Source organism: Streptococcus mitis (genome assembly GCF_946190285.1).
Lineage (GTDB): Bacteria > Bacillota > Bacilli > Lactobacillales > Streptococcaceae > Streptococcus > Streptococcus mitis_CP.
Genome location: NZ_CAMHZX010000006.1, coordinates 68,625 through 92,306 on the forward strand (window position 1 = coordinate 68,625; position 23,682 = coordinate 92,306).

Sequence of the window (23,682 nt, forward strand, 5' to 3'; positions counted from 1 at the left end):
GTCAGCTTCGCCTTGTCGTAGGTATAGTTACTGACTTCGTCAGTTCTATCCACAACCTCAAAACAGTGTTTTGAGCTGACTTCGTCAGTCTTATCTACAACCTCAAAGCAGTGCTTTGAGCAACCTGCGGCTAGCTTCCTAGTTTGCTCTCTGATTTTCATTGAGTATTAGCCGAATCTTTTCCTATCATTATACCATTTTTTTGATGATTTTCAAAATGAAGATTTGTTTTCAAAAAAGAGCTGGTTGCCCAACTCTTTCCTATCTGCTATTCTTTTTTCATTAAAAAGTCATAAATTTCTTGCACGGTGCCCAGCGCCATCATTTCTTGGTCTTTGACGGTTTGTTTGAGATTTTGGTAAATCTGACTTTCTCCGATTTCCCGCTTTGGTGCCTCTTTATTCACTGTCATGACCCCATCTTTGATCGTCACAAAGCCTAGTTCTTCAAATACTTGAATCATCTTGACCAGCAAGATTTGCTGAATATTGAGATAAGTAGCCAAATCCTTCAGCTTGTAGCGAATATCAAACTCTGGAAACTGGTAGATGGTCTTGTACAATTTGGTAAACTGCTCTCTAGTCCCATAGCCTGTCAGATAGTAGGCCTTGTCAATATCATTTTTGAAATAGACAGCAGAGAAATTCTGTTCCTGAAAAATGGTCTTCAGCTGAGTAATATCCTCAGGAATGGTTTTTACGACAACCGCTTCACTATCTGCCAGATTCGTCAGTTCCCCAAAGAAATCCAAGACTGGAACTCCTTCTGGCAAGACTGCATTCTTCCCACGGATGTTAAATAGTTGAACACCCTCCACACGCGCATCCACCATCATCAACTGGAGGGCAGTTTGGCCATTCCATTGATTGACAGACAATTTGACTGCCAGCTCTAGATTCTTGGTTTGAGAAAACTCTGTCGCCCATCTACCTTGTCCGAAGGCAACCACTTCAAAACTCGCCTCACCTTTGGAAATTTTCAACTTGAGATGGGCATTGCCTGCCCCCATAGTACGAGCACTTTCGACCTGAAAATCCTTTATATAAAAGACAGGTTTCTGATTGTCCATGCCAAAAGGTGCCAAACGTTCAAAACTTTTGACCGTTTCCAAGCTAAGTGTCTCCAAATCCAGTTCTTCATCTAGATTTAACTTGTTCTTGCCAGTAGCATCTGCAACTTTTTCACGGACATAACCTTCCAAGACTTGAGATAAATCTGAAAGTTTCTCAACTTCCAGCGTCATACCTGCTGCACCAGCATGGCCACCAAATGCGATGAAGAGCTCTCGATGAGGATCTAGAGCCTCAAAAATATCGACCGCTTCCACACTACGAGCACTACCCTTGGCACGACCGTCCTCTATATTGAGAACGATGACTGTCTGCCCTAGTTCTTCCAACAAACGACCAGCGACGATTCCCAGAACACCCGGATTCCAGCCTTCCTTAGCCAAGACTTGGACCTTCTTTTCAGGATCCACCATGGTCTTAGCTTCTTCATAGATAGATTGCACGATTTCCTTGCGTTCTTCATTTTTCTGGTGAATCATAAGGGCAATCTCGTGTGCTTCCTCATCATCAAATCCTGTCAGTAAATCAATAGCGGGATTGGGATCATCTAGACGTCCCAAGGCATTCAAACGAGGGGCAATCTGGAAACCAACCGTTTCTTCTGTTACTTCGTTGGCGGCAATCCAAGCCATATCCAGCATCTCTTGTAAACCAATGCGCTGAGTATGTCCCAACATTTCCAGACCATACTGAACTAAAATACGGTTTTCATCCGTCAGACTCACCATATCCGCAATAGTTCCGATAGCGACCAAATCAAGCAATTCCACTTGTACTTCTTCTAACAGGGCACAAGCCAGCTTGAAAGCAACTCCACAACCAGCCAAATATTTGAAAGGATAGTTCGCATCCGGATGTTCAGGATGGACAATAGCATAGGCATCTGGTAAGGTTTCAGGCATGGAATGGTGGTCAGTCACAATGACATCTACTCCCATAGACTGGGCCAATTCAATAGCCTCGTGACCCGCTACCCCATTATCCACCGTCACAATCAAGGAAATTCCTTCTTGCTCGATAAAGTATTTATAAACACTAGCATTAGGTCCATAACCGTCGGTAAAACGATTGGGCAGGTAAACACGGCACTCGGCACCAAGCTGTTCCAAACTTTCCTTAACAATAGAAGCCGAAGTCATACCATCCGCATCATAATCACCGTAAACGAGGATATTTTCCCCTTCTTCAATGGCCTGACGAATCCGTTCCACTGCCTTGTCCATATCATGGAGCAGATAAGGGTCGTGCAAGTCCTCCAAGGAAGGTTCTAAAAACTTCTTCAGACTTTCTTGGTCCTGAATCCCTCTTTCAAATAATAACCGAGCCACCTCAGGACCCAGTCCAGCCTTCTTGGCTATTTTTGTAAAATCCGCATCTTCTACCTGCGGGGCAAACTGCCATTCATAAGTAGGTGTTATCAAAAAGACATCCACTCTTTCTAAGAATTCTATTGCTTCATTATAACATGATTTAGGCTTTTTCTCTATCCTGATTGCTTTCTACAAAAATTTTACTAACTTTTTTTCTGATATGATTTGACAAGAAAAATCTTTTGGTGTAGAATCATGTTATAAAATCTAACACAAAGGAGATTCCTTATGGCTTTAGTAGAATTTGAACACGTCGAAAAATATTACGGAGACTACCACGCACTCCGCGACATCAATCTCCATTTTGAAAAAGGGCAAGTTGTTGTACTCCTAGGCCCTTCTGGTTCTGGTAAGTCCACTCTGATCCGTACCATCAATGGTTTAGAGGCTGTCGACCAAGGAAGTCTTCTCGTAAATGGTCACCAAGTTGCTGGTGCCAGTCAGAAAGATTTAGTGCCGCTTCGCAAGGAAGTCGGTATGGTTTTCCAGCATTTCAACCTCTATCCACACAAAACAGTGTTAGAAAACGTAACACTAGCACCCATAAAAGTTCTAGGAATTGATAAAAAAGAAGCTGAAAAAACAGCTCAAAAATATCTGGAATTTGTAAATATGTGGGACAAGAAAGATTCATATCCAGCCATGCTTTCTGGTGGACAAAAACAACGAATCGCCATTGCTCGTGGACTCGCTATGCATCCGGAACTCCTTCTCTTTGATGAACCAACATCTGCCCTTGACCCTGAAACCATCGGTGATGTTCTGGCAGTTATGCAAAAATTAGCCCACGATGGTATGAATATGATTGTCGTGACCCATGAAATGGGCTTCGCCCGTGAAGTTGCTGACCGCATCATCTTTATGGCTGACGGAGAAGTTTTGGTGGATACGACCGATGTTGATGACTTTTTCGATAATCCAAGCGAACCTCGTGCCCAACAATTCCTCAGTAAAATCATCAACCACGAAAGTGACAAAGTCAAATAAGGAGGCACCTATGAAAAAGAAATTCTTTTTATCTGCATTATTGATTAGCCTTTTCGGCCTTGCTGCTGCAAAACCAGTTCAGGCTGATACCAGTGTCGCAGACATTCAAAAGAGAGGCGAGCTGGTTGTTGGTGTCAAACAAGACGTTCCCAATTTCGGTTACAAGGATCCCAAGACAGGAACCTATTCTGGTATCGAAACTGACTTGGCCAAGATGGTAGCTGATGAGCTCAAGGTCAAGGTTCGTTATGTGCCAGTTACAGCACAAACTCGCGGACCCCTTCTAGACAATGAACAGGTCGATATGGATATCGCAACCTTTACCATCACAGACGAACGAAAAAAACTCTACAACTTCACCAGCCCTTACTACACCGACGCTTCTGGCTTTTTGGTCAATAAGTCTGCCAAAATCAAAAGCATTGAGGACCTAAACGGCAAAACCATCGGGGTTGCCCAAGGTTCCATTACTCAACGCCTGATTACCGAACTGGGTAAAAAGAAAGGCTTGACCTTTAAATTCGTCGAACTTGGTTCCTACCCAGAATTGATTACTTCCCTTCACGCTCATCGAATTGATGCCTTTTCCGTTGACCGCTCAATTCTATCTGGCTACATCAGCAAGCGCACAGTACTACTAGATGATAGTTTCAAGCCATCTGACTACGGTATTGTTACCAAGAAATCAAATACCGAACTCAACGACTATCTCGATAACTTGGTTACTAAATGGAGCAAGGATGGCAGTTTGCAAAAACTTTATGACCGTTACAAGCTCAAACCATCTAGCCATACTGCAGATTAAGGAGGATACCCCATGACAGATTTATCATCTTGGACAGCCTATTTTCAGGATTTTGGACAATTTTTCAATGGTTTCCTCTTCACTCTTGCCCTAGCGATTGGATCCTTTATCCTCGCTATGGTCTTGGGCATCTTCTTTGGAGCCATGTCAACCAGCAAACGTCCTATTTTGCGTATTTTAGCTCGCATCTTTGTCGAATTTTACCAAAACACTCCTCTCTTGGTGCAGTTTGTTATCGTTTTTTATGGCCTACCTCTTATCAGTGACCATATCATCATGATTCCGATTTATTGGACAGCTGTTCTCTGCGTGGGACTCTATCACGGAGCCTATATCGCTGAGGTTATTCGTTCAGGGATTCAGTCTATTCCTTGCGGTCAGATGGAGGCCGCCTTGTCGCAAGGTTTTACCTATATCAGTGCCATGCGCTTGATTATCTTGCCTCAGGCTTTCCGTATCATTCTCCCTCCTTTGACCAATCAAATCGTTAACCTCATTAAGAATACCTCGACAGTCGCTATCATTTCTGGAGTGGACTTGATGTTTGTGACCAAGTCCTGGTCAGCACTTAACGGAAACTATCTCCCAGCCTTTTTAGGTGCTGCTCTTCTCTACTTTGCCCTATGCTTCCCTGTTGCCCAGTTTGGTCGCAAGATGGAGCAAGCCAACAAAAAAGCCTATTCACTTTAGGAGGTTACTATGGAATCCATTTTAGAAGTTTTAACCCCAGATAACCTAATCTTTATCTTTAAAGGATTTGGCTTGACCCTCTATATTTCTCTGATTGCCATCGTCCTCTCTACCCTCATCGGAACGGTGCTAGCCGTCATGAGAAATGGCAAAAATCCTGTCTTGCGCATCATCTCCAGCATTTACATCGAATTTGTACGGAATGTTCCCAACCTTCTCTGGATTTTCACTATCTTTTTAGTGTTCAAGATGAAATCCACACCAGCAGGAATTACTGCCTTCACCCTCTTTACATCAGCAGCCCTAGCTGAGATTATCCGAGGCGGTCTCAATGCCGTAGACAAAGGGCAGTACGAAGCAGGAATGTCGCAAGGATTTACCTCAGCCCAAATCCTCTACCACATCATTCTCCCACAAGCAATCCGCAAAATGCTGCCAGCCATCATTTCTCAGTTTGTAACCGTGATTAAGGATACCAGTCTTCTCTACTCTGTTATCGCCCTACAAGAACTCTTTGGAGCCAGCCAAATTCTCATGGGCCGTTATTTTGAACCAGAGCAAGTCTTCAGTCTTTATATCCTGATTGCCCTCATCTACTTCAGCTTCAACCTAGCAATTTCGAGCCTATCTCATATGCTAGCAAAACGTTGGCAACAAGCTGCAGAATAAACAGCCACTCTCCAGTTAAATTGGAGAGTTTTTTGATGATAGCAGATATTTATAGACCTCAATTTGACACCATACTTTTTCTATGATAAAATGTAACAAATTTATTTACAACAAATCAAATCTTAATGAAATGGAATTTTCTATGAAATCAATCAAAGGACTACTCTTTATTATAGCTAGTTTTGTCTTGACTATTTGGACTTGGATGAACACTTCTCCCCAATTCATGATTCCAGGACTAGCTTTAACAAGCCTATCTCTAACTTTTATCCTAGCCACTCGTCTCCCCCTACTAGAAAGCTGGTTTCACGGTTTGGAGAAGGTCTATACTGTCCACAAATTCACAGCCTTTCTCTCCATAATCCTACTAATCTTTCATAACTTCAGCATGGGCGGTCTGTGGGGCTCTCGATTAGCTGCTCAGTTTGGTAACCTTGCCATCTATATCTTTGTCAGTATCATCCTTGTCGCCTATTTAGGCAAATACATCCAATACGAAGCTTGGCGATGGATTCACCGTCTGGTTTATCTAGCTTATATTTTCGGACTCTTTCATGTCTACATGATGATGGGCAATCGCCTCCTTACATTTAATCTTCTAAGTTTTCTTGTTGGTAGCTATGCCCTTTTAGGATTACTGGCTGGTTTTTATATCATTTTTCTATATCAAAAGATTGGCTTCTCCTATCTAGGGAAAATTACCAATCTCAAACGCTTAAATCACGATACTAGAGAAATTCAAATCCATCTTAGCAGACCTTTCAACTATCAAGCAGGACAGTTTGCCTTCCTAAAGATTTTCCAAGAAGGCTTTGAAAGTGCTCCGCATCCCTTTTCTATCTCAGGAGGTCATGGTCAAACTCTTTACTTTACTGTTAAAAATTCAGGTGACCATACCAAGAATATCTATGACAATCTTCAAGTCGGCAGCAAAGTAACCGTTGACAGAGCTTACGGACACATGATCATAGAAGAAGGACAAGAAAATCAGGTTTGGATTGCTGGAGGTATTGGGATTACCCCCTTCATCTCTTACATCTGTGAACATCCTATTTTAGATAAACAGGTTCACTTCTACTATAGCTTCCGTGGAGAGGAAAATGCAGTCTATCTAGATTTGCTCCATGACTATGCTCAGAAAAATCCTAATTTTGAACTCCATCTAGTAGACAGTAGAAAAGACGGCTATCTTAATTTTGAGCAAGAAGAAGTGCCCGAACATGCAAGCGTCTATATGTGTGGTCCTCTTTCTATGATGAAGTCACTTGCCAAACAAATTAAGAAACAAAATCCAAAAACAGAGCTTATTTACGAAGGATTCAAGTTCAAATAATCAATCATACTCTCCTGGAATTTTCCAGGAGTTTTTTCTACGCAATCTCAAAAAAACACTGCCAGATTTCTAGCAGTGTTTTGAGTTTCATTTATCTTAGTAAACTGTTTTTTCAGTTTCTACATCGAAGAAGTGTGCTTTGTTCAAATCAAATCCAAGCTCAACTGTTGCGCCTGTTTGCAAGTAGTCACGAGCGTCAACTTTGGCAACAAATTCATCTTTACCAACTTGGCAGTAAAGGTGAGATTCTGAACCAAGTAATTCTGATACTGAGATAGTAGCTTTGACAACTGATTCTGGGAATGTTTCAAGGAAAGCAGGTTCTGCATTCACGTCTTCTGGACGGATACCGAAAATCAATTCTTTACCTTCGTAGCCTTTTTCACGAAGAACTTTCAATGCTCCTTCTGGAACTTTCAAACGGAAACCGTCAGAAACAATTTCGCTACCAACCAATTTCACGTTGATGAAGTTCATAGCTGGGCTTCCGATGAATCCTGCTACGAATTTGTTAACTGGGTTTTTGTAAACTTCTTGAGGAGTACCGATTTGTTCTACACGTCCGATAGTACCTGTACCAGCAGGGTTCTTAGTTGCTGACATGATAACGATACGGTCTGCAAGTGTCATCGCTTCTGTTTGGTCGTGAGTTACGTAGATAGTTGTAGCTCCGATACGACGGTGAATTTTAGCGATTTCAGCACGCATTGATACACGAAGTTTGGCATCCAAGTTTGACAAAGGCTCGTCCATCAAGAACACTTTTGCATCACGGACGATGGCACGACCCATGGCAACACGTTGACGTTGACCACCTGAAAGGTCAGCTGGTTTACGTTCCAAGAATTCTTTCAATCCAAGGATTTCAGCTGCTTCTTGCACACGTTTGTCGATGTCTTCTTTGCTGTATTTACGCAATTTCAAACCGAAAGCCATGTTGTCATAAACAGTCATGTGTGGGTAAAGAGCGTAGTTTTGGAATACCATGGCGATGTCACGGTCTTTTGGAGCTACATCGTTGACAACCACGCCATCGATAGATGCAGTACCTTCTGTGATGTCTTCAAGACCAGCAATCATACGAAGAGTAGTTGATTTACCACATCCTGAAGGACCTACGAAAACGATAAATTCTTTGTCTTTGATGTCCAAGTTGAAGTCTTCAACTGAGTAGTGTTCGCTGTTTGGATATTTTTTGTAAATATTTTTAAGATTCAATTCTACCATGAGGTGAACTCCTTTTGTCTTTTGATAGTTTTATTATAGATGAAAACGCTTTACATTTCTATGGCAAGGTGACCAAAAAAATAAAAAAGTTCTGTGCAACTTGCACAAAACTTTAGAGAATATCTGGTAAAATCAACTGATAACACAAGGTTAGGTCGGTCAACTCCTTCAACTGAAGGCCTGTCAATTCTTCCCATTTGTCAATCTTGTATTGGAGAGAATTGCGGTGCAGATAGAGTTGCTGGGCTGTTTTTGTTAGGACAGCACTATTTTCCCAAAGAGAGAGAATGATTTCCTGAATCTGATCCTGGTCCAAAATCATCTGGTGCAGGCATTCTTTAATAACTCTCAGGTCCACAATTCTTTCCCCCATACTCCAAAGATAGAGCTGAGAAAAAGTATGAACACCTTGGTGACCCTGACGCCACCAAGTCTTAAACAAATCTCGCTCTGCTTTAATCAAGTCTGATAGGGCTTGATGGCCTGTCTGAGACCAAACCTGGCCTAACATGATAGAGAGACGAAGTCCAAAGTCATACTCAACCGCTTCAATCGTATCACTTAAAATAGCTCGTACAGAAGTATATTTATCTTGTTGAAGCACGAAAACATAATCCTGAGCTCCGACCTGCAGCACCGTCTGACAGTTAGGAAAAAGGGTCCGCATCATATCTAGCCAAGAAGCTAGATTTTCCTGCTGAAAATAGGAAAGATGACAATAAACCAACTGAATCTTTTTGAAAGCTTGCGGTGCTTGCCCCTTCCCCTCAATCAGATAGGAATACCAAGGATTGAGCGAACGAGCCTGCTCCTGCTGGGTCAAAAGCGAAATCAACTGCTTTTCACGCTCACTGAGCCCAGCTTCCTCCAGCAAAATCCACTGCTGAGAAGCTAAAGGGAGAGTGAGATAGCCCTCTTTCTCTACTGGTTGGTCTGAAATCTGAGCCTCAGGAAACCAGTCTTGTAGTTCTTTTGCTATCATGTCCTAGCCCTCCACTTTTTGGATACACCACGAAATCAAGCTCTCAAGACGTTCCAGATTTTCAGTCATATGGAGATAGCCCATGACGGCTTCAAAACCTGTGGACATACGGTAAGTCACCACATCAGCATTTTTGGCCTTGGTGTGGCTATTGGTATTGCGGCCACGTTTGTAGATTTCTTCTTCTTTTTCCGTTAGGACTTGCTCCTCCAACATAAGGGAAATCAGGTGAGCCTGAGCCTTGGCTGAGACATACTTGGTCGCTTCTTGGTGGAGTTTATTGGGTTTGGTCATGCCTTTGAGGATGAGGTGACGGCGAATATACATGGAATACACCGCGTCCCCCTCAAAAGCTAACGCAATCCCGTTAATGAGATTGACATCAATCACGTGTCCACCTCACTCCATCTTTGGTGTCAAGGAGCTTAATCCCTTGAGCAGCCAATTGGTCACGGATCTGGTCCGCTGTCGCAAAGTCACGATTGGCACGCGCTTCTTGACGTTTTTGAATCAAGACTTCAATCTCTGCATCCAAAACTTCCTCAATAAAGACAATTCCAAAGACCTCTAACATAGCCGCAAGAGCTTCCTTAACACTTGCATCATAGTTTCCAGAATTGATCCACTTTGCCATTTCAAAGACTACTGTGATACCGTTGGCAGCGTTGAAATCCTCATCCATAGCTGCTATAAACTTGTCTTTAAAGGCTTGTAACTCTTGGGCGTCCACATTTCCTGTAAATGGTTGCTCATAAGTATTCTTTAGATACTTGAGATTAGTCTCTGCATCCCGCACTGCCTTTTCCGTAAAGTTGATAGGCTTACGGTAATGTTGTGTCGCAAAGAAGAAACGAAGCACTTGGCCATCAAGAGTTTTAAGGGCATCGTGTACGGTTATAAAGTTGTCCAAAGACTTAGACATCTTGACATTGTCGATATTGACAAAGCCATTGTGCATCCAGTAGTTAGCAAAGGTCTTGCCTGTTTTGGCTTCCGACTGGGCAATTTCATTGGTATGGTGAGGAAACTCTAGGTCAGCTCCACCACCGTGAATATCAATGGTGTCGCCCAAAATCTCTGTCGACATGACTGAACACTCGATGTGCCAGCCCGGACGACCAGGTCCCCAAGGACTGTCCCAAGAAATCTCGCCTGATTTGGCAGATTTCCAGAGGGCAAAGTCTACAGGATTTTCCTTACGAGCTGTTTCTTCATCGGTACGACCTGAAGCACCCAGCTCCAAATCTTCCAAGGTTTTATTAGCCAATTTGGCATAGTTGTGAGATTTTTCCACACGGAAATAGACATCTCCTTGACTCTCGTAGGCAAAGCCTTTTTCAATCAAATCTTCCACAAAGCGGATGATGTCAGCCATAAACTCCACCACACGCGGATGGCGGGTCGCAGGTTTGACGCCCAAGGCTGTCACATCCTCACGAAAGGCAGCGATGTACTTGTCCGCAACCTCCTGAGGCGTGATGCCTTCTTCCTTGGCACGGTTGATAATCTTATCATCCACATCCGTAAAATTGGAAATATAGGCAACCTCGTACCCACGATACTCAAAATAGCGACGAATGGTATCAAAAGCCACTGTTGAACGGGCATTCCCCACGTGGATATAGTTGTACACGGTTGGCCCACAAACATACATCTTGACCTTGCCGTCCTCGATTGGGACAAATTCTCGCAAATCACGAGACATAGTATCATAGATTTTAATCATAAAATAATAGTCAGGAAAACCAAAATCCAAGAACAGTTAATTTCATCACTGACAGTTCAATTGAATGTCAGTCCGAATATCTCTACACTTCGGAATCCCTTACTCCTTTCTTATTCAGATAAACCACCTGAGTCTGTTTGACAAAGCCAATTTTTTCATACAAGCGCTTGGCACCTACATTGCTGTCCTCTACTGCAATCTGAAATTCCTTATCATTTTGCTCAATCAATTGGTTGACAAGGGATTTTGCTAAGTAGCTTCCATAGCCTTTCCCACGTTCAGGTTCAGATATTGCTAAACCGTAGAAGTAATTCGTATTAGTCGATAAATCTACCGTGCAAGTTCCAATAATCTGACCGTCTTTTAACAAAATATATAAGCGACTTTCTGGATCCTTCAGAGCTTCAGCGACATATCTATCCACAATCTCTCTAGATTCATGCTCTTCTGAGAATGCCTGAAATTTTAACTGACTAATTTGATCCTGATACGAACTATCTGCTAACAAAACTTCAAGATTGGAAACAGTTGCTAACGGATAAGGTTTTCTATCCTTACCTAACCAAGTTTCTGTCTCTTCATCCTCGACCAATCCCCAGTTGCTGACAAAATCAGGATGGCGGTCTAGAAAAACACGCTCTGTCTGAAAAGTGACTGAATGAATCGGAAAAGAAGCTGTTTCTCTCTCAAAACTAGTAAACAATGCACGCGCAATTCCCTGACGGCGATGATCTGGATGAACCAGTATCGTCACTTCCACATCTTGGTCATCTGCATAGACAGTTAATAAACCAACAAGTTCGCCTTTTTCATAATAAAGGAAAAAGGCGGGCATGTTTGGGTCAAAATTAAGCATGTTAGATAGATAAGGATCACGATAGGTACCGTCATAGTTTTGGCAACAGTTAATTAGTTTTTTCGCCTCAGATAGCTCCTCTTGGCTTAACTTGTTTCTTGCTTGAATCATATAGGTACCCTCTACAACCCCGACGATCTGTGACTGGCTTCTTTAGCCTGCTCGAGTTTATTGACGTAGTACTCTCGTTTTTCTTCAACTTCGTGGATCGTCGGTTCATCCTTCTGTCCATGAACTCGGACAATCTTGGCCGGAATACCGACAACCGTCACATCACTAGGTACATCTGCTACGACAACTGCTGCAGCACCGACCTTGGCATTTGCACCAATTTCTACAGGACCAATGACTTGGGCATGTGCTGATATAAGGGCACCCTGACGAACGGTCGGATGGCGTTTGCCAACATCCTTACCAGTTCCACCAAGAGTTACTCCGTGGTAAAGCATAACGCCTTTTTCAACAATCGCTGTTTCCCCAATCACCAGACCAGAACCGTGGTCGATAAAGACACCTGAATCAATCTGAGCACCCGGATGAATCTCAATCTGAGTCCAAAAGCGCCAGAACTGACTGTGCATACGAGCCAGTAGTTTGAAGCCATGCTTCCAGAGAAAATGCGAGAGACGGTGGGCCGCCAAGGCCTTGACACCTGGATAAGTCAGCAAAACCTCCAAAGTGGTGCGGGCCGCTGGATCATTTTCTTTTACGATATCAATGGTTTCGCGCCACCATCCCATACATTTCTCCTTTTCTTATTCTGAATCTTTTGGTGTTTCTGTAATTTCTTTCTTAGGTTTGTGGTCCTTGTGATGACGTGGGCGGTGAGGACGCTCTGATTTTTCGCCTTTTTCATCACGTTCAGGTTTTGGAGGACGAGGAAGAAGGGCTTTCATAGAAGCATCCACACGTCCTTTTTCATCAATCTTGATAACCTTAACATCAACTTCATCCCCGATTGCTACCAAGTCTTCGACATTATTGGTACGCGTCCAAGCCATCTCAGAGATATGAACAAGGGCATCTGTCTTATCAAAGAGGTTAACAAAGGCACCAAATTTCTCGATACGAACGACTTTAGCACGGTAAACTTCGTCCACTTTGGCTTCACGGACCAAACCAGCAATAATCTCTTTAGCACGATTAATGGCATCTTGGTCGCTAGAGTAGATAGACACATTTCCTTCTTCGTCGATATCAATCTTAACGCCTGTTTCAGCGATAATCTTGTCAATGGTTTCTCCACCCTTACCGATGACAATCTTGATCTTGTCCACATCAATCTTGATGGTATCAATTTTCGGAGCAGTTGGAGCCAATTCTGGACGGACTTCTGGAATGGTTGCTTCAATCACATCAAGGATTTCAAAACGGGCTTTCTTAGCTTGGGCAAGAGCCTCAGTCAAGATTTCTGCTGTAATCCCTTGAATCTTGATATCCATTTGAAGGGCTGTAATCCCGTCACGAGTACCTGCGACCTTGAAGTCCATGTCTCCAAAGTGGTCTTCCAAACCTTGGATATCTGTCAAGACTGTGTAGTTATTTCCATCTGAGATGAGACCCATGGCAATCCCTGCTACTGGCGCCTTGATTGGCACACCACCAGCCATAAGAGCAAGAGTTCCCGCACAGATAGAAGCTTGAGATGAAGAACCATTTGACTCCAAGACTTCTGCTACCAAACGGATAGCATATGGGAATTCCTCCAAGCTTGGCAAGACTTGAGCAAGGGCACGCTCACCGAGAGCACCGTGACCGATTTCACGACGACCTGGCGCACCGTAGCGTCCAGTTTCCCCTACAGAGTATTGAGGGAAGTTATAGTGGTGCATAAAGCGTTTCTTATACTCTGGATCCAAACCATCAATGATTTGAGTTTCTCCCATTGGGGCCAAGGTCAAAACTGAAAGAGCCTGAGTTTGGCCACGAGTGAAGAGACCAGAACCGTGCACACGAGGAAGGAAGTCAACAACCGCATCCAAAGGACGGATTTCATCAACCTTACGGCCGTCAGGACGAACCTTATCTTCTGTAATCAAACGGCGCACTTCAGCGTGTTCCATTTGTTCCAAGATTTCAGCCACATCACGCATGATACGGTCAAATTCTTCGTGGTCCGCATATTTCTCTTCGTAAACAGCAGTTACTTGGTCTTTAACTGCTTGAGTTGCAGCTTCACGAGCCAATTTTTCTTCTACTTGGACTGCCTTTTGGAGGTCACTGTTGTAGGCTGCGATAATTTCAGCTTGCAAGTCAGCGTCCACATGAAGCAATTCTACTTCTGCTTTTTCTTTACCAACTGCTGCAACGATTTCTTCTTGGAAGGCAATCAATTCTTTGACTGCTTCGTGCCCTTTAAGAAGGGCTTCCAACATGATTTCTTCTGACAATTCTTTAGCACCAGATTCTACCATGTTGATGGCATGTTTGGTACCAGCTACTGTCAATTCAAGCAGCGATTGCTCTGCTTGTTCTTGACTTGGGTTGATGATGATTTGACCATCTACATATCCCACTTGCACCCCAGCGATTGGTCCATCAAATGGAATATCTGAAATGGAAAGTGCCAAGGATGAACCAAACATAGCTGCCATTGGTGCAGATGCATTTTCATCATAAGAAAGTACTGTGTTGATGACTTGGACTTCATTACGGAAACCTTCCGCAAACATAGGACGGATTGGACGGTCAATCAAACGCGCTGTCAAAGTCGCATCTGTTGAAGGACGTCCTTCACGTTTCATAAAGCCACCAGGAAACTTCCCAGCTGCATACATTTTTTCTTCGTAGTTGACTTGAAGTGGGAAGAAATCCCCAGTTGCCATTTTCTTAGACATAACGGCAGCAGTCAAGACAGTTGACTCACCGTAACGTACAACAACAGAGCCATTTGCCTGCTTAGCAACCTGACCAGTCTCTACAATTAACTCACGACCTGCAAAAGTCGTTTGAAACACTTGTTTTGTCATTTTAATCCCCTTTGGATTGATGAAATTATACGCCTTGCCTACAAAGATCAAGATACTGAGGACGTCAAAAGCAAAGTAAAAATAGGAAACTGACGAAGTCTTCGATGAAGACAAGACAGTTTATCTTTTTTACACAGCTTTTCGGCCGGGTTCAATTACTCAAGATACAAATCATTAGAAAGGTTTGATGCTAAAACATCTAAGACTCTCAGTTTAAATGCATTATTTTTTTAATACCCTCATCTTTGTATCAAGTACGTACAGAGTCTATTTTATCATATTTTTCTTAAAAAGTGCGGTCTTTACCATTAAAAAGGAACCATTCCCCTCACCTGAGAAGAATGGTTTGCTTTTTATTATCCTAGAGACTGGTGATTAAACAAGGCATGGGTCGCTTGGTGGATGTATTTTGCTGTTTCAGCATTGTTCATAGTGTAGAGATGCACACCGGCAACATCCTGAGTTACCAAGTCTACGATTTGGTCCACTGCATAGGCAAGTCCTGCTGCTCTGAGCGACTCAGGGTCATGCTCATACTTGTCTAAGATGGCTTTAAATTTGCGTGGAAGATGGATATTTTCACAAGTCTTCAAGAGACGGAGAGCCTGATTTCGATTCAGAATTGGCATAATCCCTGCATGAATGGGAACATCAATCCCAGCCAAGATACACTTGTCTTGGAAATCATAGAAACTCTCATTGTCAAAGAAAAGCTGAGTTACAAGACTCGAACAACCCGCATCCACTTTCTTCTTAAGATTTTGAATATCTGAAATCTGATTTGGTGAATCTGGGTGTCCTTCTGGATAACAAGCTCCAACAATATCAAAGTGAGGGGCTTGTTCCTTGATGAACTCAATCAAGTCGGTTGCGTAGCGGAAATCCTTTTGTGGTTCCACATCAGGAATAATATCCCCACGAAGAGCCAAAATTTTCTGCACTCCAACCTTGTCCAAGTCAGCAATGGTTTCAGCCACCTTGTCCTTAGTCAAATAGATGGCTGGCAAGTGAGCAATAGTCGGAATCGCCAAATCATTTTGGATAAAGTCGGCCAAACGGACCGTCGTTTCCTTGATATTAAATTTATTATTGCTGGCAGTCACACTGATAAAGTGGGGAGCCAACTCCTGCATATCTTGAAGAGCAGAAATAATGTTATCATTACCCACGGCTGAGTTGGGAGGGAACACTTCAAATGAGAGTGACGGTGTTTGGCGTGACATAGTCTTTATCCTTTTCTAGTTGATTTTTTGTTAGCTGGACTCTGGAATCCAAGTGAAACAGGTAGATTGGCCAAACAGCGCTTCTTGAGAAATCCTTATCTTACAATTTCTCACGCGCAGCTTTCGCTGCTTCCACAAGGCGGATCAAGCTTTCTTTTGTTTCTGGAATACCACGTGTTTTCAAACCACAGTCAGGGTTGATCCAAACTTTCTTGCTTGGCACTTTAGCAAGGATGGCTTCGATTGTATTGTCGATTTCGCCTTCATTTGGCACACGAGGTGAGTGGATATCGTAAACCCCAGGTCCCACTTCTGTTTGGAAGTTTTTCGCTTTGAGTTCGTCCAAGATTTCAAGATTTGAACGGCTAGCTTCAAAGGAAATAACATCTGCATCCATGTTGTCGATAGCTGGGATGATATCTGTAAATTCTGAGTAACACATGTGAGTGTGGATTTGAGTATCTGGCGCTACTGTTGAGTGTACCAAGCGGAAGGCAGGAATTGCCCAGTCAAGGTAGTCTTCGTACCAGTCGCTACGACGGAGTGGCAATTTTTCACGAAGAGCAGCCTCGTCGATTTGGATGATTTTCACACCAGCAGCTTCAAGGTCAAGTACTTCATCCTTGATAGCAAGGGCGATTTGAAGAGTAGAATCCTTGATAGAGATATCTTCACGTGGGAATGACCAGTTGAGGATGGTAACAGGTCCAGTCAACATACCTTTAACAGGTTTGTTTGTACGGCTTTGTGCATAGCTAGACCATTTAACAGTGATTGGGTTAAGACGAGTAACATCACCCCAGATGATTGGTGGTTTAACCCCACGCATACCGTATGACTGTACCCAACCATTTTTAGAGAAGAGGTAACCTGACAAGTTTTGACCGAAGTACTCAACCATGTCATTACGCTCAAATTCACCGTGAACAAGGACATCAAAGTCGATATCTTCTTGCCATTTGATCCATTCGTCAATTGTTTCAGCAAGGAAAGCATCGTACTCTTCTTGAGACAATTCACCTTTACGGTAAGCCAAACGTTTAGCACGAACTTCTTTTGTTTGAGGGAATGAACCGATAGTTGTTGTTGGAAGAGCTGGAAGTTTGAAAGCTTCTTCTTGGATAGCTTCACGTTCAGCAAATGCTGGCAAACGAGTGTAGTCTGCATCAGTCAAACCAGCGATACGCGCACGAAGTTCAGCATTTTCACCAACACGCTCAGTCGCAAAGAGTTCTTTGTTGGCTGCAAGTGCTTCTTCACCTTGACCATTGCGGATAGCATCCAAATCACGAATCTCATCCAATTTTTCAACTGCAAAGGCAAAGTGGTTCAAGATTGCTGGTTCAAATTCTTCATTAGCAGTTGTAAATGGCACATGAAGAAGTGAGCATGAGCTTGTCAATACAATGTTTTCAGCTGGAATTTGCTCAAGAACGGCCAAGCTCTTTTCGTAGTTGTTGCGCCAGATGTTTTTACCATTGACAATACCTGCATAAAGAGTCTTGTCAGCTGGGAAACCACCTTTAACCAATTCAAGAGTTTTCTTACCTTCAACGAAGTCAAGACCGATAGCATCTACTGGCAAGTTTACAAGGTCAGCGTAAACGTCACGAACGTCTCCGAAGTAAGTTTGAAGCAAGACTTCAAGACCTTTTTTGTCAGCCAAAAGTTTATTGTAGAGGTTCAAGAAGAGAGCTTTTTCTTCAGATGTCAAATCTTTTACAAGAGCAGCTTCGTCGAGTTGGATACGAGTCGCACCAAGTTCAGCCAATTTAGCAAAAACGTCTTGGTAAGCAGCCACTAAGCTATCTACGAAGTCTTCTGCTTTCACGCCTTCTTCAAAGTCTGACAATTGAAGGAAAGTGAATGGACCTACAAGAACTGGGCGAGTGTTCAATCCAAGTTCTTTTGCTTCTTGGAACTCATCGAAGATCTTGTGACCTGCAAGTTTGACTTGAGTGTCTTTTTCAAACTTAGGAACGATGTAGTGGTAGTTGGTGTTGAACCATTTCTTCATTGGAAGGGCGCGAACGTCCCCTTTTTCTCCTTGGTAACCACGACCCAAAGCGAAGTAGCGCTCAAGGTCAGACAAGTCCAAGTTTTGAACTGAAGCAGGTACCACGTTGAAAAGGAAAGCTGCATCTAGGAAGTTGTCATAGTGAGAAAAGTCATTTGATGGAATTTCAGTGATGCCTTTTTCTTTGACGATATTCCAGTGTTTAGCACGCAAGTCTTTTGCGGCTGCCAAGAGTTCTTCTTCTGAGATTTCTTTTCTAAAGTATTTTTCAGTTGTAAATTTTAATTCGCGGAATTCGCCCAAACGAGGGAAACCGATGATTGTAGTTGACATGATGTGTCCTCCAAAATTTGTTGTTGAAACTATCTTAACAGAAAAGAAATCATCTGTATAATTGTAAAAAATTAGGCTTTGATATAGTTTGAAACTATATCTCCGTTTTAGACAAAAGAAAAAGACTTGATACAAATGCCTCAAATCCTTTGTGTAGCTTGTTTTTTAACTATATTTCAGTTAGACTGGTCAAACACGTTATTAGTAATTCTTATAAGTGACTATGGCTTGTTATTAGAAAAGACTATAACTGATTCTAGTCAACTTTTCCCCTGTTCAAGTGGGACGACTGCTAGTGTCTTTCCTAAACTGGCTAAAACTTTCAAGACTGTATCCAACTGAGGACTTGTCTTTCCTGTTTCCATCCTAGCTATGACAGGCTGGCTCACTCCACTGAGTTCCTCTAGCTTTTTCTGGCTGATTCCTTGCTCATGTCTGGCTTCAATCAACTCACTCATGATAGCCACTCGCATATCACTTTCAAGTATTTCCTCCTTGGTAAAGAGTTCTGACCTGACATCCTTCCAGTTACTCCCAATAGCACTATTCTTCATCACTTACCCCTCTTTCTTTTAAGTCCTTCAGTTCACGCTTGGCTTTTTCAATTTCTCTTCTAGGAGTTTTCTGAGTCTTTTTGACAAAATGATGTAAAAGAACAAAACTACCATCAAGCCATGCTACAAATAAAATTCGATCTCTCAAAGGTCTTAGTTCCCATATCTCATCTTCCAAGTGTTTCATATAGGGTTCCCCAGCTCTGGTCCCTTGCTGACTAAGTAACTCGATATAGTCATTTAGTTTATTGAGTTTGATGCGGCTATCCTTACTTTTACGACAGGCCAATTCTCTCATATAATCCAAGACTGGCTCATTTCCATTTTTGTCCTTATAGAAGTAAATCGTATGCACCTAGCAACCTCTTTCTAATTTAATTATAACTCAAAAGTTATTAAAAGTAAATCCTAACATTCATAAAAAGAAGACCTTAGAAAAATTCCAAAGGTCTCATCTTTATTATTCGAAAAAATACGAGAAGAGTTATAAATTGAAGGCAATCCTTACTATTATTCCAGCTCTATCCCCTTCTCTCGGAGATTAGCCAGACACTCCTCATAGTAGGTAGCATCATGCTCACTATAGATAGGACTTTTCAGCTTTTCCTCTACTAAGTCTTGATAAGGAGGGCAGGTCTTACCTCGGTAATTCTTGTTCAGCCACTCTGGACTGACCTTATAGCCTCGGTTAGCCATCTCCTTCATGATCAAGTCATGATAGGCATAGAGACGATAGGGCGAGTGGGTAAAGACATAGTCCACCGTTTCATGCTTTCTGCCCCAACCATTGCCACGGAGAGCACAGCACTCTCGATGCTGCCCCAAAAGTTGAGGACGGGGAAGTTGTGAAATCAAAGCCTCATGCCAAAGTCTCATGACAATCTCCTTTCAGTAAAGTCGAATGTTGCAAATAGGTATTTGGGTAAAGTTCAAGCAAGTCTCGAGTCTTAGCGATTAAGTCTTCTTTGGTGGCATGACCAGAGTGATAACGCTCCAGTAAAAACATATAATCCTTGCGTTCAGTTTCCGTTGCTTTCTTTTTGAAATAGCCCCAAATATGCTGAAAGGCATTGCAAACCTGACCCCTGTGTTCTGGAATCTGGCAGGCACGGTCGATCAGTTCTTGAACATAACTTACCTTCACCTCTTCATTCTTCAAGTATTGGCGAATCTCATTGTATATATTGCTAGAATGACTCAACACGAGGTATTTGTTTCTAGCCCAGAGTTGTTGGCAAAGGGCACGTTGGTTGTTATTTTCCATATTTCTCCTTGCTTTCTACTAGTTCCCCGGAAATATGGAAACAAAGTTATATCTTAAAAATGAGCGAATTATGAGCGGAATATGAGCGAATTGATTACGCCCATCACCATTTAAAATCCTTCAAAAACTCTTTAAGCTCAGCATCGGCTTCTGGTGTGGTTCCGTGTAGTTGACCGAGCATTTCGAGTAGGGAAGCGGTTTGGTTTTGGATTGCTTGATTTGTCGTGTTGATCTTACTGACTATATCTGTCAGTGGCTCGACTTCTTCTTCCTCAAAGGTATCTACATAGCGAGGGATATTGAGGTTGTAGTCATTTTCAACGATTTCTTCATAACTTGCCAGATGGGCAAACTTGTCAATCTCCTCACGTGACTTGTAGGCTTCCAGAATCTTCTCGATATGCGCATCCGTCATGATATTCTGGTTTTTCCCCTTATCAAACTCCTTAGAAGCATCGATAAAGTAGACATCACGATTGGTACGGTTCTTTTTGAGAATGATGACCGTGGTCGGAATGCTGGTATTAAAGAAGATATTAGCAGGTAGACCGATAACCGTGTCAATGGCTCCTTCTTCTAACAAGGCCTTACGAATGGTTCCTTCCGCATTGCCACGGAAAAGAACCCCGTGAGGAAGGACGATAGCCATAACCCCGTTATCCTGCTTGAGATGGTAGTAACCATGCAAAAGAAAGGCAAAGTCAGCCTTGGACTGGGGTGCCAGTTTCCCAAATGGAGAGAAACGAGGATCCGCCATAAAGCCAGAGCTTGCTGACCACTTGGCAGAGTAGGGCGGGTTCATGAGAACACCATCAAAGTTAGTCGGTTCTTGAGTCGGCCAGTCTTCATCTAGTGTATCGGCATTGTGGAGAAATTGATTTTCAACAGGAACACCGTGTAGAATCATGTTCATCCGAGCCAAATTATAGGTTGAGGTATTGAGCTCCTGACCAAAGTAGACCACCGTCTGCGGTTTATGAGAGTATTTCTTGGCATTGAGCAAGAGAGAGCCAGACCCCATAGTCGCATCATAGATGGTAAAGCCTAGCTGATCCTCACGACCCAAAAAGGCAATCTGAGTCATGAGTTTGGCAACAGGCTGAGGTGTATAGAACTCACCAGCCTTCTTACCCGAGTCAGTCGCAAACTGACCAATCAGATACTCATAAGCATCTCCCAGCATATCACCAGCATGACCAGCCACATCTAGCACAGCCAACTCTTTCATGACCGCCGCCACCGTTTGGTTTTGCTTTTGCGGAGTCGCCCCTAGCTTTTTGGAATAGAGGTCAATATCTTCAAAGAGGTTTTCATAAAGTTCGTCACTCTGCTCGATATCACGAAAACCCTGAGCCAAGTCTTCCAACTGGAAAGTCCCCTCATTAACACGTGCTACAAGAGCCGTAAAGGTCAACTCAGGCTTGATACTATAGTTGAGTTCGTCCTTCATGACTGCAAGAAGATCCTCGTGGGTATCCGCATCCTCAAAGTAGTTACAATAGACCTCAAGGGCAGCCTCTAGACTCTCACTCCCCTCCTCCATAGTCTCCGCCACGAAAAAGAGCATCTTATCTGACAAGTACTTATAAAAGACCATACCCAAAAGATAGGACTTGTAGTCATTGGCATCCATCTTAGAGCGGAGAACATCCGCTGAGTTCCACAGGGCTTGGTATAGCGACTGGGAAGTTTGTGTTGTTTCCATAATGTTTCTTTCTAAGTTTTTATTGATAATGGTTTCTTTAGTTCATCAATTTTGGCTTCAAATACGAATCCATTTGACTCCATTTGATTTAGTTTTTCCCGAATATTTAAAATTACTGTCTTTTCATAATCTACATAGTCGTATGGTGGAGCAAACATATATCTTCCTGTCCAAAGAATATATTTCTTATTTTCAGGAATGATATCAAATCCATCAAAGCCATATTCATTCGATAAAATAGACTGAAATATCCAGAATGATAGAAACTCTACATCGTTGAAATGATTTATAAAATTCCATATACTGCTATCCCAACTATCGAATCTACTAAATTTTTCCACTGAAGTCAAATAAGTCAACAGAAGAAAATCTTTTCTACGATACTTTGTAAAAGTTTGACAACCAATATCTAAATCATGAAAATGGCACCCTAAATCATGGAAGCTCAATACTCTATGCTTTTCTAAAAAATATATAATCTCAGATTGATCTAATCCTGCAGGTTTTAAAATATTTTCCCACATTTCAACAATTTTAGAAATCACATCTTTTGTTAGGGGATAATTTCTTTCATATGGAGGCACTATCTCATTATACTTTTCTTGGACAATAAGAGTCATAGAGGGACTATTTTTAAACTTCATCGATTCATTAATAACAATATTTAGTAAACTTTTTTTCTGAATATCAGAAAAATCTGCAAATTGATTATTCAAATATTGATAAAAATCAGTCTTTTGATCCGAATTTAATAACTCTTGTATAAATTTATCTGACTGTTCCATGAATAAAGTATCTAATTCATCTTTTGTACGATTCATAGGCACTTCATAAAGAAAATATTCCATACTATTCTTATTAAAACTTAGTGGATATTGCTCATTATCAACTTTTTGGATTTCAGATAACAGCTCTTTTATTGTGTAGCCTTTACGGAGGAAATCTTCTAACTTTGTTTTCTCATTCTCTTCTATAACTATTTGTTTATTGTTGAGTATTTTCTTATAGAGTTCTGGATAAAACAAGTAAGCATATATAATTAATAACTGTTGTTCGACTTGAACACGACCAAATTTCCTTCTTGTAAAAAATTCTTTATTTACATAATCATTAAAATGTTCCCTATCACGTAAATTTCTCTGGTCACTTTTAACTCTTTTTTTAAAATTCTCTGATAAATAAACGCCAAACTTTTTTTCTAATAAATGAAAATAACTATCCCAAATGTTTGAAGAATGTAGTACAAAAGGTAATTCAACTTGCCTATCAATTATCTTTGATAGATAGTTATCCTCTCTCTTATAAAGTAGTGTCATATCACCAACAAAAATAATAGGTAGCTTTCCATTTATCAAACTAAAAAGTTTATAACAGTCTTCTTGTTGCTTTTCCAGCATTCTATCAAAATCATCAATAACTAAAATCTTAGAAAATTTATGTAGTCTAGTTAATAAGAAGCTATACAACTCATCAGATTTATATTTAAAAACATTCCAAACTGCAACTCCTAAAGATACCAATCCTCCAATTTTCAGAATCACTGATTTCTCAGAACCAAAATACTCACCCAATCCTAAATCCACAATATTAGTCATTAAAATAGAAACCATTACTAGGGCAACAATACTTAACCTCATCAAAACTAAGTAAAAAAATGGGTGGAGTTTTGAAAATGTTACTTCAATCATTGAACGATTATCTGTTAATCTCCAAAAATCCATAGTAATTAGTTTTATCTTTTTATTCTTATTTACATCCTGTAAAAATGTTGATTTCCCTGAGCCCCAGTTTCCATTAAGAAAATATGTTTTATCTTCTTGCAGTAGTTCAGCAAAATTTTTTGCTGCTGTTGAGGTATCGATTTTCTCTAGTTTTATATAATTCTTTTCCATTTTGATTTAC

21 protein-coding genes are annotated in these 23,682 nt (G+C 41.7%); 5 read left to right on the forward strand and 16 right to left on the reverse strand.

What is annotated here, in order from left to right; genetic code table 11:
• Positions 1-268: 268 nt before the first annotated feature.
• A complete protein-coding gene (gene recJ / locus N8L39_RS07895) occupies positions 269-2,491 on the reverse strand; it encodes a single-stranded-DNA-specific exonuclease RecJ (RefSeq protein WP_261010628.1) in 2,223 nt (740 codons plus the stop codon).
• Between the two features lie 177 nt (positions 2,492-2,668).
• Here recJ and N8L39_RS07900 point away from each other — a divergent pair, with 177 nt between their 5' ends.
• The 5 genes from N8L39_RS07900 (at position 2,669) to N8L39_RS07920 (ending at position 6,924) form a co-directional block, all read left to right on the forward strand.
• Positions 2,669-3,427 carry an amino acid ABC transporter ATP-binding protein gene (locus N8L39_RS07900; RefSeq protein WP_261010627.1) on the forward strand — a complete coding sequence of 253 codons (759 nt, stop codon included), beginning with the start codon at positions 2,669-2,671 and terminating at the stop codon, positions 3,425-3,427.
• Between the two features lie 10 nt (positions 3,428-3,437).
• Positions 3,438-4,232, forward strand: a complete 795-nt coding sequence (locus N8L39_RS07905; protein WP_084923729.1) for a transporter substrate-binding domain-containing protein — start codon at positions 3,438-3,440, stop codon at positions 4,230-4,232.
• Between the two features lie 12 nt (positions 4,233-4,244).
• Positions 4,245-4,922: an amino acid ABC transporter permease gene (locus N8L39_RS07910; RefSeq protein WP_261010626.1), complete on the forward strand. Its 678-nt coding sequence runs from the start codon at positions 4,245-4,247 to the stop codon at positions 4,920-4,922.
• A 9-nt stretch (positions 4,923-4,931) separates the two neighbouring features.
• Positions 4,932-5,591 (forward strand): amino acid ABC transporter permease, encoded by a 660-nt coding sequence (locus N8L39_RS07915; protein ID WP_033689194.1) that lies wholly within the window; start codon positions 4,932-4,934, stop codon positions 5,589-5,591.
• A gap of 142 nt (positions 5,592-5,733) precedes the next feature.
• Positions 5,734-6,924, forward strand: a complete 1,191-nt coding sequence (locus tag N8L39_RS07920) for a ferredoxin reductase family protein (RefSeq protein WP_261010625.1) — start codon at positions 5,734-5,736, stop codon at positions 6,922-6,924.
• 96 nt (positions 6,925-7,020) lie between these two features.
• Here the strand turns inward: N8L39_RS07920 and N8L39_RS07925 are convergent, their stop codons facing one another.
• The 15 genes from N8L39_RS07925 to N8L39_RS07995 all read right to left on the reverse strand — a co-directional run bounded on the left by N8L39_RS07925 (position 7,021) and on the right by N8L39_RS07995 (position 23,672).
• Complete coding sequence (locus tag N8L39_RS07925) at positions 7,021-8,151, reverse strand: ABC transporter ATP-binding protein (protein WP_000229952.1); 1,131 nt, start codon at positions 8,149-8,151, stop codon at positions 7,021-7,023.
• A gap of 112 nt (positions 8,152-8,263) precedes the next feature.
• On the reverse strand, positions 8,264-9,133 hold the full coding sequence (locus tag N8L39_RS07930; protein WP_261010624.1) for a PucR family transcriptional regulator: 870 nt from the start codon (positions 9,131-9,133) through the stop codon (positions 8,264-8,266).
• A 3-nt stretch (positions 9,134-9,136) separates the two neighbouring features.
• The gene (locus tag N8L39_RS07935; RefSeq protein WP_070528982.1) at positions 9,137-9,523 is read right to left on the reverse strand and encodes a Mini-ribonuclease 3; all 387 of its coding nucleotides are present in this window, start codon (positions 9,521-9,523) and stop codon (positions 9,137-9,139) included.
• Positions 9,516-10,859 carry a cysteine--tRNA ligase gene (cysS, locus tag N8L39_RS07940; protein WP_261010623.1) on the reverse strand — a complete coding sequence of 448 codons (1,344 nt, stop codon included), beginning with the start codon at positions 10,857-10,859 and terminating at the stop codon, positions 9,516-9,518. The genes N8L39_RS07935 and cysS overlap by 8 nt, the downstream gene beginning before the upstream one ends.
• Before the next feature lie 82 nt (positions 10,860-10,941).
• Positions 10,942-11,826, reverse strand: a complete 885-nt coding sequence (locus tag N8L39_RS07945; protein ID WP_261010622.1) for a GNAT family N-acetyltransferase — start codon at positions 11,824-11,826, stop codon at positions 10,942-10,944.
• Positions 11,827-11,837: 11 nt separating this feature from the next.
• The gene (cysE, locus tag N8L39_RS07950) at positions 11,838-12,455 is read right to left on the reverse strand and encodes a serine O-acetyltransferase (RefSeq protein ID WP_020903022.1); all 618 of its coding nucleotides are present in this window, start codon (positions 12,453-12,455) and stop codon (positions 11,838-11,840) included.
• 15 nt (positions 12,456-12,470) lie between these two features.
• A complete protein-coding gene (gene pnp, locus N8L39_RS07955) occupies positions 12,471-14,684 on the reverse strand; it encodes a polyribonucleotide nucleotidyltransferase (RefSeq protein ID WP_261010621.1) in 2,214 nt (737 codons plus the stop codon).
• 356 nt (positions 14,685-15,040) lie between these two features.
• On the reverse strand, positions 15,041-15,907 hold the full coding sequence (gene metF / locus N8L39_RS07960; protein WP_261010620.1) for a methylenetetrahydrofolate reductase [NAD(P)H]: 867 nt from the start codon (positions 15,905-15,907) through the stop codon (positions 15,041-15,043).
• A 100-nt stretch (positions 15,908-16,007) separates the two neighbouring features.
• On the reverse strand, positions 16,008-18,257 hold the full coding sequence (gene metE, locus N8L39_RS07965) for a 5-methyltetrahydropteroyltriglutamate--homocysteine S-methyltransferase (protein ID WP_084862958.1): 2,250 nt from the start codon (positions 18,255-18,257) through the stop codon (positions 16,008-16,010).
• 260 nt (positions 18,258-18,517) lie between these two features.
• Positions 18,518-18,811 (reverse strand): helix-turn-helix domain-containing protein, encoded by a 294-nt coding sequence (locus N8L39_RS07970; RefSeq protein ID WP_033686503.1) that lies wholly within the window; start codon positions 18,809-18,811, stop codon positions 18,518-18,520.
• Positions 18,801-19,166, reverse strand: coding sequence for a type II toxin-antitoxin system RelE/ParE family toxin (locus N8L39_RS07975; protein ID WP_000556942.1), 366 nt, complete (start codon positions 19,164-19,166; stop codon positions 18,801-18,803). Before N8L39_RS07975 ends, N8L39_RS07970 begins: the two co-directional genes overlap by 11 nt.
• A 155-nt stretch (positions 19,167-19,321) precedes the next feature.
• Positions 19,322-19,687: a TIGR02328 family protein gene (locus N8L39_RS07980; RefSeq protein ID WP_261010619.1), complete on the reverse strand. Its 366-nt coding sequence runs from the start codon at positions 19,685-19,687 to the stop codon at positions 19,322-19,324.
• The gene (locus N8L39_RS07985) at positions 19,671-20,075 is read right to left on the reverse strand and encodes a YbgA family protein (RefSeq protein ID WP_261010618.1); all 405 of its coding nucleotides are present in this window, start codon (positions 20,073-20,075) and stop codon (positions 19,671-19,673) included. The genes N8L39_RS07980 and N8L39_RS07985 overlap by 17 nt, the downstream gene beginning before the upstream one ends.
• Positions 20,076-20,178: 103 nt before the next feature.
• Complete coding sequence (locus N8L39_RS07990; RefSeq protein ID WP_261010617.1) at positions 20,179-21,780, reverse strand: type I restriction-modification system subunit M; 1,602 nt, start codon at positions 21,778-21,780, stop codon at positions 20,179-20,181.
• Positions 21,781-21,791: 11 nt separating this feature from the next.
• A complete protein-coding gene (locus N8L39_RS07995; protein WP_261010616.1) occupies positions 21,792-23,672 on the reverse strand; it encodes a KAP family NTPase in 1,881 nt (626 codons plus the stop codon).
• Positions 23,673-23,682: the final 10 nt, after the last annotated feature.